Source organism: Pseudomonas sp. S1_G07 (assembly GCF_054668565.1).
This window is the reverse complement of sequence record NZ_CP162778.1, coordinates 3180411-3193273: the sequence shown is the minus strand read 5'-3', so window position 1 is coordinate 3193273 and position 12863 is coordinate 3180411. Positions and strand designations below refer to the sequence as shown.

At 58.4% G+C, this 12863-nt stretch carries 10 protein-coding genes and 1 pseudogene; 4 read left to right on the top strand and 7 right to left on the bottom strand.

Going from position 1 to position 12863, the window contains the following annotated elements; genetic code table 11:
- Positions 1 to 14: 14 nt before the first annotated feature.
- Positions 15 to 275 carry a hypothetical protein gene (locus AB4O05_RS14790; RefSeq protein ID WP_460137762.1) on the bottom strand — a complete coding sequence of 87 codons (261 nt, stop codon included), beginning with the start codon at positions 273 to 275 and terminating at the stop codon, positions 15 to 17.
- Between the two features lie 30 nt (positions 276 to 305).
- Positions 306 to 410: pseudogene (locus tag AB4O05_RS14785) on the bottom strand (hypothetical protein); the annotation flags it as partial.
- Between AB4O05_RS14785 and AB4O05_RS14780 the strand changes: the two are divergent.
- Positions 370 to 1137: an IclR family transcriptional regulator gene (locus tag AB4O05_RS14780; RefSeq protein WP_460136871.1), complete on the top strand. Its 768-nt coding sequence runs from the start codon at positions 370 to 372 to the stop codon at positions 1135 to 1137. The pseudogene AB4O05_RS14785 and the gene AB4O05_RS14780 overlap by 41 nt on opposite strands.
- On the opposite strand, the gene AB4O05_RS14775 is transcribed toward AB4O05_RS14780, so the two are convergent.
- Entirely contained in the window at positions 1124 to 2764 is a 1641-nt protein-coding gene (locus AB4O05_RS14775; RefSeq protein ID WP_460136872.1) for a methyl-accepting chemotaxis protein, read from the bottom strand. The two genes, AB4O05_RS14780 and AB4O05_RS14775, sit on opposite strands and share 14 nt — an antisense overlap.
- Before the next feature lie 123 nt (positions 2765 to 2887).
- Positions 2888 to 4312: a hypothetical protein gene (locus AB4O05_RS14770; protein WP_460136873.1), complete on the bottom strand. Its 1425-nt coding sequence runs from the start codon at positions 4310 to 4312 to the stop codon at positions 2888 to 2890.
- A 483-nt stretch (positions 4313 to 4795) separates the two neighbouring features.
- Here AB4O05_RS14770 and AB4O05_RS14765 point away from each other — a divergent pair, with 483 nt between their 5' ends.
- The 3 genes from AB4O05_RS14765 to AB4O05_RS14755 are packed head-to-tail and all read left to right on the top strand — an operon-like array spanning position 4796 to position 8979.
- Positions 4796 to 5524, top strand: coding sequence for a hypothetical protein (locus tag AB4O05_RS14765; RefSeq protein WP_460136874.1), 729 nt, complete (start codon positions 4796 to 4798; stop codon positions 5522 to 5524).
- Position 5525: 1 nt separating this feature from the next.
- Positions 5526 to 7256, top strand: coding sequence for a hypothetical protein (locus AB4O05_RS14760; protein WP_460136875.1), 1731 nt, complete (start codon positions 5526 to 5528; stop codon positions 7254 to 7256).
- Positions 7234 to 8979: a LeoA/HP0731 family dynamin-like GTPase gene (locus tag AB4O05_RS14755; protein WP_460136876.1), complete on the top strand. Its 1746-nt coding sequence runs from the start codon at positions 7234 to 7236 to the stop codon at positions 8977 to 8979. The genes AB4O05_RS14760 and AB4O05_RS14755 overlap by 23 nt, the downstream gene beginning before the upstream one ends.
- A 36-nt stretch (positions 8980 to 9015) precedes the next feature.
- Here the strand turns inward: AB4O05_RS14755 and flgG are convergent, their stop codons facing one another.
- The 3 genes from flgG to AB4O05_RS14740 form a co-directional block, all read right to left on the bottom strand.
- The gene (flgG, locus tag AB4O05_RS14750) at positions 9016 to 9801 is read right to left on the bottom strand and encodes a flagellar basal-body rod protein FlgG (protein ID WP_460136877.1); all 786 of its coding nucleotides are present in this window, start codon (positions 9799 to 9801) and stop codon (positions 9016 to 9018) included.
- A 194-nt stretch (positions 9802 to 9995) separates the two neighbouring features.
- Positions 9996 to 10625 carry a glutathione S-transferase family protein gene (locus AB4O05_RS14745; protein ID WP_460136878.1) on the bottom strand — a complete coding sequence of 210 codons (630 nt, stop codon included), beginning with the start codon at positions 10623 to 10625 and terminating at the stop codon, positions 9996 to 9998.
- A 155-nt stretch (positions 10626 to 10780) separates the two neighbouring features.
- Complete coding sequence (locus tag AB4O05_RS14740; protein ID WP_460136879.1) at positions 10781 to 12832, bottom strand: 2Fe-2S iron-sulfur cluster-binding protein; 2052 nt, start codon at positions 12830 to 12832, stop codon at positions 10781 to 10783.
- Positions 12833 to 12863: the final 31 nt, after the last annotated feature.

Genomic DNA, 12863 nt, shown 5'->3' with positions numbered 1-12863 from the left:
GATTTTTCGCCGGGTCAATCCCGCCCCAGCCACAACGTCGCGTCCTTCCACGCCCCCACTGTCACCAGCTCTTCCAGGGTCTCCAGCAGGATCTTTTCCCAGCTCAATGCCAGGCGGCTGTTTCTGCGATCCTTGAGCGTGGTCAGGGAGACCGTGGAACGAATCCCCGGCCGTTCAATGGCATGCCCCACCAAAAGCCCCTTGGCAAGGTCTTCCTGGACGGCGGCATGCGCCAGAATCGAATAGCCCATGCCATGACGAATGAACAGCGCCACTTGCAGCGGCTCTTCAAGCTTGGCGAGCTGCCGACTCAGCGCCGGCTGGGCGACGAAAAGCTCTTTGGCCGCGCGGCTGAAGCCGCCGCACTGGATGAGCGAGGACGACCGGTTTGATACACCAGGCGCCGGCAAGGCACCGATAAACCGTTCGCTTGAACGCGGCCTGGAGATTCTGCGGGCCTTCCGCGCGGGCACCGAGTACCTGGGCAATGGCGATATCAGCGAGCGCACCGGTTTGTCCAAGTCCACCACCAGTCGCCTGACTCAGACACTGATCCACAGCGGCATGCTGGTGTACGACGGCCAGCGCAGTGCCTATCGCCTCGCCCCGGCCACCCTGTGCTTTGCCAATGCCATGTACAACAGCAGCTCACTGGTGCAGTTCGCCGCGCCGCTGATGCGTGAAGCGGCCCACGCGCTGAGGGTGAATGTCGGGCTGGCCGCCGCCGACCGCGATGAGATGATTTACCTGGAATCGATCCGCCTGAGTCGCAAGAACACGCCGCGCACCGTACAAACCGGCCAGCGCGTGCCCATGGAGTTCACGTCCCTGGGGCGCGCTTACCTGGCGACGATTAGCGTGCGGGAGCGGCAAGTGTTGATGGAGCACTTCAAGGCCAGGCGTTGCGATGCCCGCTGGAAGGTGCTGGAGACCGAGATTGCCGACGCCTGCGAGAGCGTGCGACGTTCAGGGTATTGCGCAGCGTCCTGGCAGGCCGAAGTGGTGGCGATTTCCACCCCGCTCGGCATCCACAATTACCAGGACCCTATTTTGAATATCAGCTTATCCACCCCGCAGTCGATCGAGGCGGTCGTGGCGCAATATGCCGGGGCGCTGCTCAGCCTCAGGCCGCGCTGAAGAACGCAACCTTAGCAGTGAGGCGGTCGGCCAATTGCGCGAGCTCATGACTGGCGTCGGCCACCCGGCGCGAACCATTGGCCGACTGCACCGTCGACCCGTGAATACGGTTGATGTTTTGCGCCACCTCTTCGGCCACGGTGTTCTGCTGCGCGCAGGCGCTGGCGATCTGCGCGTTCATATTGCTGATGGCGCCCACCTGCTCGCTGATCCTGGCCAGTGCCGTTTGCGCACTGCGGGTTTGCACCACGGTCTGGTCCGCCAGTTCGCAACTGTCGCGCATTGTTTGCAAGGCGGTATTGGTGCCCGTTTGCAGCGTGCTGATCATCTGCCGAATTTCCTCGGTCGACTGCTGGGTACGGTTGGCCAGCGAGCGCACTTCATCGGCGACCACGGCAAACCCGCGCCCATGCTCTCCGGCCCGGGCGGCCTCGATGGCGGCGTTCAATGCCAGCAAGTTGGTTTGCGCCGCGATGGAGTTGATCACCTCAATCACTGACTCGATCTGTTCACTGTGCTGGGATACCTGACTCACCGTGCCCGTGGTTTGCTCCAGCCTGACGGCCAGTTGTTCGATGGCAACGGTAGTGCCTGCAACCAATTGATTGCCATTTTCCACCTCGATATCGGCAAGTCGGGAGGCATCGGCCGCCTGCGCGGCGTATCGGGAGACCTCATTGATAGTGGCGACCATTTGCGTGATCGCAGTCGCCACCTGCTCGGCTTCTCGGGTTTGCAGGCTGATTTGGTCATTGTTGGCCAATGAGGTGGAAGACAGCTGAGTGGACGAGTGGTTGACCTCCTGGGCCGCGCCCCTCACTTGCACCATGGTCTCGGCCAGATGGCTGAGGGCGTCTTTCAACACGCCCATCACACTGCGCGGATAGTCGGTAGCAATCGCCTGATTCAACTCACCCGCCGCTAACCGTTCGATGGCCGTTGCAACTTCGGTGGGCTCCGAGCCCAGCGTGGATTTAACGAAGCGAATAATCACCACCGACAACGTTATGCTCAGCAGCAGGGCAATGGCGGTCGCCACCAGCATCAGCGTACTGAACTGGCTGGCAGTGGCCTGCACCTCGCCCAGCTTCGCCTTGATGGACGTCTCTTCGTAATCAATCAGCGCGTTTACGCGGTTTAGCCACTCACTGTAGTCCGCCGATGTTTGCCGCATCAGCAGCGCCCGAGCGCCCGCAATATCGCCGCCCAGGCGCAGGGAGATGACCTGCTGGGTAGATTTCAGCGCTTGTCGTTCCATGTCCTTGATTGCGTTCAGTAGCCGAACTTCATCGGCGGTGACGTGCGCGTCCTTGAACAGTTGATCCATTGGGGCCGCCGAATCGGAGTAGGCCTTTTCCAGGCTGGTCACCTGCGCCAGGTGCTTTTGCAGATCCGCCGTGTTTTCCACCAGCACCGCATCGCGGATCGCAATGGCGCGGTTATGCACACTGCCCCGGAAGTTGATCGCATAGCGCTGCACATTCGCCGCGTTTTCGCTGACATCGCCCAAGGTGGAATCGATAAACGCCACGCGCTGAATGCCGATCGCGGTAATCACCACCAGTAACCCCAAGACCGCTGCGAAGCTCAGCCCTATGCGTGTGGCCAACGAAAGCGTTTTTTTCATGGATAGCTCGAAATAGGGAATGCAAGGGACTGGATTGGCGTGAATGATGCCATTATGCAATCACCGTGGATACAGCCACAATACGGCGATGCCAGATGATCGTCGAGTCAGGATGGGGCCCCCTCAATAACTCCGTGTCGTCAGGAGACACTGATCGTTTCGGGTGGTCAGGGAGGGACCTTTGTCTAATTGAGACCCTGGGGTTGCCATAGAATAACGCACGTCAAAACCCACCATGAACAATGCCCGCTCCAGACTCAGCAGCGTTACGCCTTGCCCCTGTGCATCAAGCGTTTGGATCACCTCGTGCAGGATGCGACCGGTGATCCGCACAAGTCTCGCCCAAACCTCTGCTTGAGATGGCTGTTTGGCGCTGCTTTTTTTGTAAAGGCAATCGAACTTGAAACCTTCCTGCGAAGGGCCACGTGTTTCGATCTTGTTATTGGACGGTTTCCGATTAGGCCCCCAGCGAAACGCAAGATCTGGCGGGACTACGCTTTGCCCGCTCCCCTCGAGCCATTTACGCGCCAATAACCCCAGCGCAGCCCCCACCCGGCCATCGTAAATGATGATGCCATCCGGGGCGGCGGCAGCGTAGATCTTGGTCATTGCGGCGTTCATCAGCAGGTTGATGCCATCGAAAGCCGCGAGTGATTCAGCGCTTGTGGGACGAAGCAGTTCGACCGCACGAAGGATCGCGCGGCACAACGTCCCGTTGACAGCATGCACCTGCACCCACTGCCAAGAAGCATTCTGAGGTGTATTGGCAACACCGCCCCATTTGAATATTTCCAGGCAGGCCGTTCGCGCATCAGCGCAAACATTCGCATCCAGTGCCGCGCGCAGTCGCGTCGCAATGCTGGCAAAGTCGTCAGGTGCTTTGCGTTCCGGCCAGGAATAATGCTCGGCTGCCTGGGCCAGCGACAAACACCACCAACTCTGGCTTTGCGACCGGGAGTATTCCTTCCATGGCCTCCACGCCCGGCTCCGGGTGATCGCGTAACGATGCTCGAAAGAACCCGGACCACCTGACCACAGTGTTACCAGATAGTCAGCAAAAGCCTGTTGAGCCGGACTGAGACTTCCAGCCGGCCTCTCTTCATCAACCCGTTGGCCCGGTACGCAAATCGTCGGTATCGCCATAGGCTGCGAAGTTAACCACGCAGCCGTGGGCAATGTCGGGCTGATTCCAACAACCCCCATTTGCTCAAGAATCGGAAGCACATACGTGATGTTTCGCGGGCCGTAGGTTCCGGCAGGGCGTTTTCGCGAGATTTTGCAAAGCGGGCCGGCCTTTTCATGGTCATTATCAGACTTGATTACACACGGATTACCTACGTAGTGGTCATTGACGTGCAGATAGTCCAGTGCTGCTTCAAAAGCGGTTTTCGGGATCATCAGTGTTGTCTCACCCACAGCGACCTTGACCCGATCAAACGTCACACCCTCGACACCGAATTCAGAACGTCGCGACGGTGTTTGAAGCGTTCCCAACTCACCCAGCCTTGCCCATACCGATGAGAGGGTTCGAACTGCCCAATGCGGCATGCTGACGTCCTTGCCTGATACCGGAAAAAACTAACGACGGACACTAACTGTAGCTCCCCATCCTGCGCAAGATCTCAATTTCCGCTTTAACGGTTTGCGCCTGTTCAGGGGTGAATAGCGCAGAAAAATCGTCAATCACGCCCCTGCCCCGCTAAAGCTTTTGTCGCCGATGCCGATGCAGAGCGATGGACAATCGCTGCGCAAACACGCAGTTCCACACCAACAAGGATGTTGTTGAATGCCTCAGGCAATCCCCATTTCCACGGTTCTCCTTGAGCCAAGCTCCGGACCAGCCTCCTCCGTCCCCATCGGACCGTGTCATTACCGTTTCGCTGAACAGGCGGCGGCCGCTCCCTGCGTTTTCCACATCATCGGAACACCGAATACGGCACAACGTGTCGTGGGCACGCATCACACCCGGCATTTCCCTTACCTCCATGACCAGAGTCATGACCCCTCGTTGCCAGCACACAAGGAACCGTAATGAACGCGCCTCAAGACCTTAACCGCCTGTACTCCGATGTTTCTGCCAATATCGCCAGCGCCATGGCAGATATTCTTGAGCTGAATGTCGAGCACAAAGATGGCAAGCGCGAAGTTGGCAATATGACCGAGACGCTTCGCGCCATTCAGGTTCGCTTCGATGGCGAACTCGATCAGTTGAAGACGCATGCCGAGTGGGACATGTTTACCATGGCGTTTTTCGGCGAAACCAACGCGGGCAAGAGCACGATCATCGAATCGTTGCGCATTCTATTCAAAGAAGAGTCTCGCCAAACGTTACTGGAACACAATGCTCACGACCTGGTGAAGTACGAGAAAGCGCTGGCCGAACATATCGATCAATTGCGCGAAGGCCTGAATGCAATTTACGAGGAATATGCGGCGCAAATCACTGAAATCCGCCAGGGAGTGCGCCGTCTTTCCGAGATTTTGCAGAAAGAAGCCATAGCCAGAAACAGCATCGCTGAAGCCGAAGCTCAGGCCCGAACGGCACTGGCAGAGCAAGAGGCCAATGCCCGATTAAAGGCCGAGCAAGAAGTGGCTGCGCAACGGCTGACAGTTGAACAGGAGGAAGCCGCGCAACGCCTGCGCCTGGCCCAGGCTCAATCCAACGCCCAAATCATGAAAAAATTGATTGCCTTTGCCTGCGGCGGACTGGTGATGGGGGCAGCCGCATCGGCCCTGCTCTTGAAAATGGCAGGAGCCTGAGATGAGCAACTTCGAACTCGACGAACTGTTCGATGAAGCGAACAGCGTGTCTGAAGAGGTAGTTACGGCAAGCCCCTTTGTTCAGCTCAAGACCCACTCGGCAGCCATGGATGAGGTGCTCAACCATCGATTGGCCGGCGTGTTTTCAGCGGCCCTGGCACTTGACCGGAAAAAGGCGCTGGCCTCGCGGATAGATGGAAGAATCATCGGCACGGGCGAAGAGGATTTTACTAAAGGCAATACGTGCTACACCCTCAACTACAAGGGCAAACGTTTTCAGTTGATCGATGTGCCCGGCATTGAGGGTGACGAAAGCAAATATTCTCACATGGTCCGCGAAGCAGTGGCCAAGGCGCATCTGGTGTTCTACGTGAACGGCACCAACAAGAAGCCTGAAAAAGCCACTGCGCAGAAGATCCGCTCTTATTTGCGCCTCGGTACCGAAGTGTGCCCACTGATGAACGTGCGCGGCAATGCCGATCAATACGAGTTTGATGGCGTCCCCGCCACTCTCGAAAGCGATGGCGATTCGACAAAGGCATTGCAGCAGACCGTCGAAGTGCTTGAGTCCGTGCTGGGCACTAAAGCCATGCAGCCCGGACACTGCGTACAGGGGTTGCTCGCTTTCTCATCTCTGGCGATGGCACCAGGAACCGAACGCACGACCATCCACCCATCTCGGGATCGAAACCTGGTCATTCACCAGCGCAATTACCGCAAATATTTCGCCTCGTCGAAAGCCATGTATGAGTTCAGCCAGATCAAGTCAATTGCCCAGGTACTTCACGGAAAACTGGGCACATTCAAAGAAGACATGATCGAAAGCAACAAGACCAAAGTGCATGAGTTGCTGGTGGAGAACCTCGCCATCCTGCAAGAGCTCCACACTAGTCACAAGGTGTTCGTGGCCAGAACAGAGCCGGAATTTGAAAAATGTCGCGCAGCTATCAGGGATGGGCTGACCAGGTTCGAACGCCTATTACAGGATGGCCGAAAGAACCTCTGGAATGGACTATTCATCGACTTGAGCGCCTCGGCCGATAAGATCGTCGAGGAGCATTTCGGTGACAACGATTTTATCTCCACCAAGATTCAACGGGCCTTCCGCGACCGTCAGCAACAACTGAAAGAAGATTTACAGGCACAGTTTGAAAAATATCTCGCGGAATTACAGGGCGACCTTGTCCAGGCCATGCAGCGCTTGCTGGAGGACGTTTCTCGGGTTGAATTCGAGCAGGCAATCGCTTACGCAGGCGAAGACCTCAATGCCAGCTACAAGACACCGGAGTTGGGTCTCGGCCTGGATCTCAAAGATTATGGCTGGATGCTATTCAACGTCGGTTCCTATGCCCTTGCAGGGGCTGGAATCGGTACCGCGTTCCCTGTGGTCGGCAACCTGATTGGCGCTGCTATCGGTGCTGCGGTGGGTTTTCTGATCAACCTCATGAACTTCCTTCTCAGCAAGGAAAAACGCATTCGCAAAGCCCAGGCTCAAGTCCAGGAAAAGATCGCCGAGGCGCGTACCAAGGCCGTCGGCGCCTTGCAGGGCGAGCTCAAGGATTTGCTCGCGCCGGTTCGCAGCCAAATCGAAGAAAAGGTCCTCGGACAAGTCAACGACATCCATGCCTCCCTGATTCGCCCACTGCACATTATCAAGCAGCAGATGGCGTCGATGCAGCGCACTAAAGATCAACTGGAGAAAATGCCCCATGGAACAATTCACTCAATTTAATGTTGATAAACAGGCAGCGATCAAAGGCCTGGATCAGCTTCGGGCCATCCTGAAAGAGCTGGGCGAGTTAGGCGCCGACGTTAATGTCGAAATGGAAAAGATCGACTCAGCTGTCAAGGCGATCGAATCGGATGTCCTGCGGATTGCGCTGTTGGGCGCCTTCTCCGATGGCAAGACCAGCGTAATCGCGGCATGGCTGGGCAAAGTCATGGCCGACATGAAGATCGACATGGACGAGTCCTCCGATCGCCTGGCGATCTACACGCCAGAAGGGCTGCCGGGCAAATGTGAGATCGTCGATACCCCAGGCCTCTTCGGTGACAAGGAAAAGACCGTCGATGGCGAACAGGTGGTTTATGAAGACCTGACCAAACGCTACATCTCTGAAGCGCATCTGATCCTGTACGTCGTGGATGCCACCAATCCGCTCAAGGACAGTCACAGCGCTATCGCCAAGTGGGTATTGCGCGACTTGAACAAGCTGTCTTCGACGGTCTTCGTCATTAACAAAATGGATGAAGTGACCGACTTGACCGAACAGGTGTTGTTCGATGATCAGGCCATCATCAAAAAGAACAACCTGAAAACCAAGCTGCAGCGTGCAGCCAACCTGACTTCAGAAGAACTGGCGCGCCTGAATATCGTCTGCCTGGCCTCTAACCCCGGTGGCCGAGGCCTGGAATTCTGGTTCGGCAAGCCCGAGCATTACGAAAGTCGCTCGCGGATCAACGACTTGAAGGCCATGACCACTCGCATCCTGCAGGACAACGTGCCCACGGTACTGATGGCCAAGACAGGCATGGATGTGGTGCGCGATATCGTCGGTCAGCATGTGACCCGGGCCGAAGAGCAACTGGGCAGGCTCAATGCCTTCGCGCAACAGAACGCCGAGGAGTCTGTGCGGATCAACCAGGACATTTCCAAGGGCCGCCGCGATGTCAAACGTCTTGCAGGGGAGCTGTTCGAAGAGCTGCGAAATGTCGAGAACGAATTGCTTGGCAAGCTCCGCCCTTTGTCTCTGGAGAATATCCGCGACTTTCTCGAAGACGAGATCGGTTACACCGAAGAAGGCGTCGGCTACAAACTCAACCTGAGAATCAAGGGCGCCATCGACCGCTCCTTCGACCAATCATCCAAGGTCACCAGCCGCATCTCTCAGGACATCGGCCGTCAGCTCAATTCAAGCGAAAGCTTCCTGAACGCCATGAGCGAGGGCGCACTCAAGTCCATGGGCGGCGCAGCGAAAGGTATCGCCAATCTGAGCCCGGACATCATCAAGGGTGCAGTGTTTGCCGCACGAGATGCGCTAGGCTCGGTGACTGGTGTGGTTATCAAGTTCAAACCGTGGCAAGCCACTAAAATCGCAGGTGCTATTTCCAAATGGGCCGGCCCTGCCGGTGCAGCCTTCACTCTGACCTCGGACCTTCTAAGCGCCTACAAAGCTCACGAACTCGAACAGGAACTGAAGGCCGCCAAAGAGTCCATCACCACGGTCATCAAGAGCTCATTCAAGGACATCTATGATCTGATTGGCGATGACGAAAAACTGCTTGATTTCTTTGCGCCACAGCTCAAAGAGTTTGAAAAGATCGTCGCAACCGTTAATGAGCGTTCGGCCTTCATCCATGCCAGCCAGGAAAAACTGATTCAGGTGCGCGAAAAACTCAGCGTACTGGGGCTTGCGGGCACCACAGTGCCTTCAATCGATGCGGTGACGGCTTAACCCGGACTTGAGCGCCGCCAGTGCAGCACGCCGCAATCAAAGCTTCTGCGACAGAGTGCCAAGCATCTCATCGGCCGTTTTGACGACTTTTGAGTTCATTTCGTAAGCACGTTGGGTGGTGATCATATTGACCATTTCTTCCACCGTGCTGACGTTGGAGGTCTCCAGGCTGTTTTGCAATGTGGTCCCGAAACCGTTGAGGCCAGGCGTGCCGACCTGCGGGGCTCCGCTGGCGGCCGTTTCGAGAAACAGGTTGCCGCCGACCGCCTGCAAACCCGCCGGGTTGATGAAGTCGGCTGTTTGCAGGTTACCGATGACCTGGATCGCCGGGCTCCCGGCCACACTGATGGAAACCGTGCCATCCCGGCCAACGGTGAAGGTCTGGGCGTTGGCGGGCACCACAACGGCCGGCTCAAGCGCAAAGCCGCTCGCATTCACGACTCGGCCATTGGCGTCCAGGTGGAACGTGCCGTCGCGGGTATAGGAGGTGGTCCCGTCCGGTTGCAGGATCTGGAAAAAACCTCGACCGTTGATCGCCACATCCAAAGGTTGACCGGTGGTCTGCAGGCTGCCCGCGGTAAAGTTTTTTTGCGTGCCGACGATGCGCACGCCGGTGCCCGTTTGCAGCCCGGAAGGCAGCTCCGTGTTTTGCGTGGACTGGGCACCGGGCTGGCGCTGGGTCTGGTACAGCAGGTCTTGAAATTCGGCTCGGTCACGCTTGAAACCGGTTGTCGAGACGTTGGCCAGGTTATTGGAAATCGTCGTCAGGTTGGTGTCCTGTGCGGACAGACCTGTCTTGGCTACGTAAAGGGCTGGAAGCATATTGACTCCTGAGCGCGCCGCCTCGGCGCCGGGCAATGTGAAACGCGACGGCGTTGCCGGCCACATAAGGTCGCTTGAGGAGGCATTCTACGAAGGCGCTGTGGAGTTTCAGTTGAGCGAATGTGGAGGGAGGATGGAGGTCGCGGGAAACGAGCTTGCCGGAACACGTTCGCCGACAAGCTCTCAGGGCCGGATCAACCCTTCGCTAGACCGATCGCGGTGCGCTGCATGCCGACAAAGTTTGGCAATGCCTCGATGCTGCTCAACCATGCCCGAACATTGGCGTATGGCGTCAGGTCGACATTTCCTTCCGGTGCATGGGCGACATAGGTGTAGGCCGCCACGTCGGCAATGGTGGGTGTGTCACCGGCCAGAAAGCGACTTGCGCCCAGTTCGTCTTCCATGACCTCAAGCAAGGCGTGCGAGCGCTTGATAGTGTCCTCGGCGTCGTGCTTGGCGCCGAATACCGTGATCAGTCGGGCCGTAGCGGGCCCCGCACTGATCTGGCCGGCAGCGACCGACAACCAGCGCTGCACCTTGGCTTGTGCAACCGCATCGCTCGGCAGCCATTGGCCGTTTGCGTACTTGACGGCCAGGTAAGTCAAAATGGCATTGGAGTCCGCCAGGACTGTCCCGTTGTCATCAATGACCGGCACCTGGCCAAAGCGATTGAGCGCGAGGAACTCAGGCGTTTTGTGCGCCCCTTTCATCAAGTCCACGTCTACCCGCTCAATCGGCAGGCCGAGCAGAGACAGCATCAGTTCCACACGATGCGCGTGGCCGGACAATGGGTGACGGTACAGTTTGATTGCGTTCTGAGACATGACGGACTCCATGTAGTTATCGGTGTTCGAAGCGACTATCGCGTCGATGAAGCTATCGTCCGGGTTTAAACCAGGCAGCGGAATAACCAGCGTTGGCAATCCAGCATTTCATTATTTGAAACAACGCGCGGGGCCCACACGGACGCGTCGAGCGCTCAAACCTCCACCGTCACAGGTTCGCTGCCCTCGGCGGGCACTGCACAGCAAATCAATACCTCACCCTGCGCCAGAGGCAGCGCCGGGGTGTTCAGGTAATGCACCTGGCCGCTGTTGAGACGGGTCTTGCAGGTGCCACAGGTACCGCCTCGGCAACTGAACTCCGGGCTCAGGCCACGTGCCTCGGCCAGTTCCAGCAGCGTGCCGGCACCTGGCTCCCAGCGCGCCTCCTTGCCCGAGGTGGCAAACAACACCTTCACCGGGGTGCTTGCCACCTGGGTAAGTGGCGGCGTCGCCGCGCTGACCTCGACATCCCGCACGAGTGTGGAAGGGCCGAAGGTTTCCGCATGAATGCGTTCGTCGGGGATGCGCAGCTTTCGCAGGCCGTCATACAGCGCTTGGGTAAAGGTTCCGGGGCCGCACAGGTAGTAGTCGTAGTCATCGAGGGGCAGCAATGATTTGAGCAGTGCGAGATCAATCCTGCCCGCCACGTCATGCCCTCCTTGTGTGCCCTCGGCGGGCGGTTGGCTGACGACACGCACGTGTCGGACCTTGTCGCCGCCACGCGTCACCAACTCATCAAACTCTTGGCCGAATGCAAGATCGTCCACGGTGCGAGCACTCTGTATCAACCAGGTCGGGCGCATGCGATTGATACGTTTACCCTCGTAAACTACCGCGCGGAGCATCGACAACAACGGTGTGATGCCCACCCCCGCCCCCATCAGCACCAAGGGACGCCTTTCGGCGGGCTGTACGGTAAAACCGCCCTGGGGCGAACGCGCGTCGATCCAGTCACCGACCTGCAGCCGCTCATGCAGGTGCGAAGACACCACGCCGTCGCGCTTGACGCTGATGCGCAGGAACCCATCGGACGGTGCGCTGGATACGCTGTAGGTACGAATCAACGGCGCTGCCTGCCCCATTACCGCAACGCGCACCGGCAGGTGTTGACCGGGCTCGTAACGGGGCACCCCGGCGCCGTCGTCGGCCTCCAGATAGAACGAGCGGATGTGCGGGCTCTCGTCGACGATTCGCGCGACGCGCAGCGCGCGCCATTGTGTGCGCAGGGCTTCGGCGCGCAGGCGTTGAGCCGCTTGCTCCCAACTGCCGGTCATCGACGAACTGGGCGAATCACCCTCGGCCTGCTCCGCCCAGCGCAGGGGGATGGCGGCCGGGCGAAAAACAATACGTTGCGGCACAAAGCGCCACAACCGTTCGGCGCCCTGGAAGGCGGCAATTTCAGGATCGTCCAGTAACACCTCGGCCTGGCCGGTCATTTGCAGCAGGTCGCCGGTGTGAAAGTCGACGAACACCAGCCCCGCGCGCGGGTTCAGAAGGATATTGCCCAGGGTGTTGAAAAACAGGTTGCCGGAAAAGTCGGGGATCGTCAGCGTACCGTCTGCGGCCATGCGCACGAAGCCGGGTTTGCCACCCCGGTGGGAAGCGTCGACCTGCATCTCGGTGTCGCGCACGACATAAGTGGCGACATAAAACGAATCCGCCGCAGTGACCAGGCGCCGAACCTGTGGGTCGGTTGCCGTCAGCGCCACGGCCGTGGGCGTTTGCTCTTCGGCAAACGTGTATTGGCGAAGGTTGATGTAGCGCGGGCAATTCCCGTAAGCCTGGCTGACCGATATCTCAATACCGCGTTCGAGTTGGGCGCGCACGCTGCCATTCATGCGGTTGCGGCGCCGCGTGTGCAGTTCAATGCCCAGCATGCCAAGCGCCCGGCCTTCGGCCAGGCCTTCATCGGCCGGGTCGTGGGGCTGTGGATCGAGGGTGATCCGGAGCGTTTCGGGAGTCGGCGAGTACATGAAGCCCGGCGCCCCGGTGCGCAGGGTTGCCCAGACATCACCGTGGTTGTCGACGCTGCCCAGCACCACGAAGGGCAATTGCCGATAGAACTCACGGTGCTGGTCCGGCATCCAGGTTCGCGCCATTTGCCGTTGCCCCACGCCAGCCATCATTTCGACGGCGCCAACGGCACGCTGCAAGGTCAGTTCGCCTTCATGCCACGGCGAGGCTTGCGCTTTCGAACTATCGTTCATTCACTTTCTCCTCGCCTGCAGCGTCGTCATA

Bases quoted from the DNA above. Each gene is read 5' to 3' on its own strand.
- AB4O05_RS14780 (WP_460136871.1), top strand. From the start codon at position 370: ATGAGCGAGGACGACCGGTTTGATACACCAGGCGCCGGCAAGGCACCG.
- AB4O05_RS14775 (WP_460136872.1), bottom strand. From the start codon at position 2,764: ATGAAAAAAACGCTTTCGTTGGCCACACGCATAGGGCTGAGCTTCGCA.
- AB4O05_RS14770 (WP_460136873.1), bottom strand. From the start codon at position 4,312: ATGCCGCATTGGGCAGTTCGAACCCTCTCATCGGTATGGGCAAGGCTG.
- AB4O05_RS14765 (WP_460136874.1), top strand. From the start codon at position 4,796: ATGAACGCGCCTCAAGACCTTAACCGCCTGTACTCCGATGTTTCTGCC.
- AB4O05_RS14760 (WP_460136875.1), top strand. From the start codon at position 5,526: ATGAGCAACTTCGAACTCGACGAACTGTTCGATGAAGCGAACAGCGTG.
- AB4O05_RS14755 (WP_460136876.1), top strand. From the start codon at position 7,234: ATGGAACAATTCACTCAATTTAATGTTGATAAACAGGCAGCGATCAAA.
- flgG (WP_460136877.1), bottom strand. From the start codon at position 9,801: ATGCTTCCAGCCCTTTACGTAGCCAAGACAGGTCTGTCCGCACAGGAC.
- AB4O05_RS14745 (WP_460136878.1), bottom strand. From the start codon at position 10,625: ATGTCTCAGAACGCAATCAAACTGTACCGTCACCCATTGTCCGGCCAC.
- AB4O05_RS14740 (WP_460136879.1), bottom strand. From the start codon at position 12,832: ATGAACGATAGTTCGAAAGCGCAAGCCTCGCCGTGGCATGAAGGCGAA.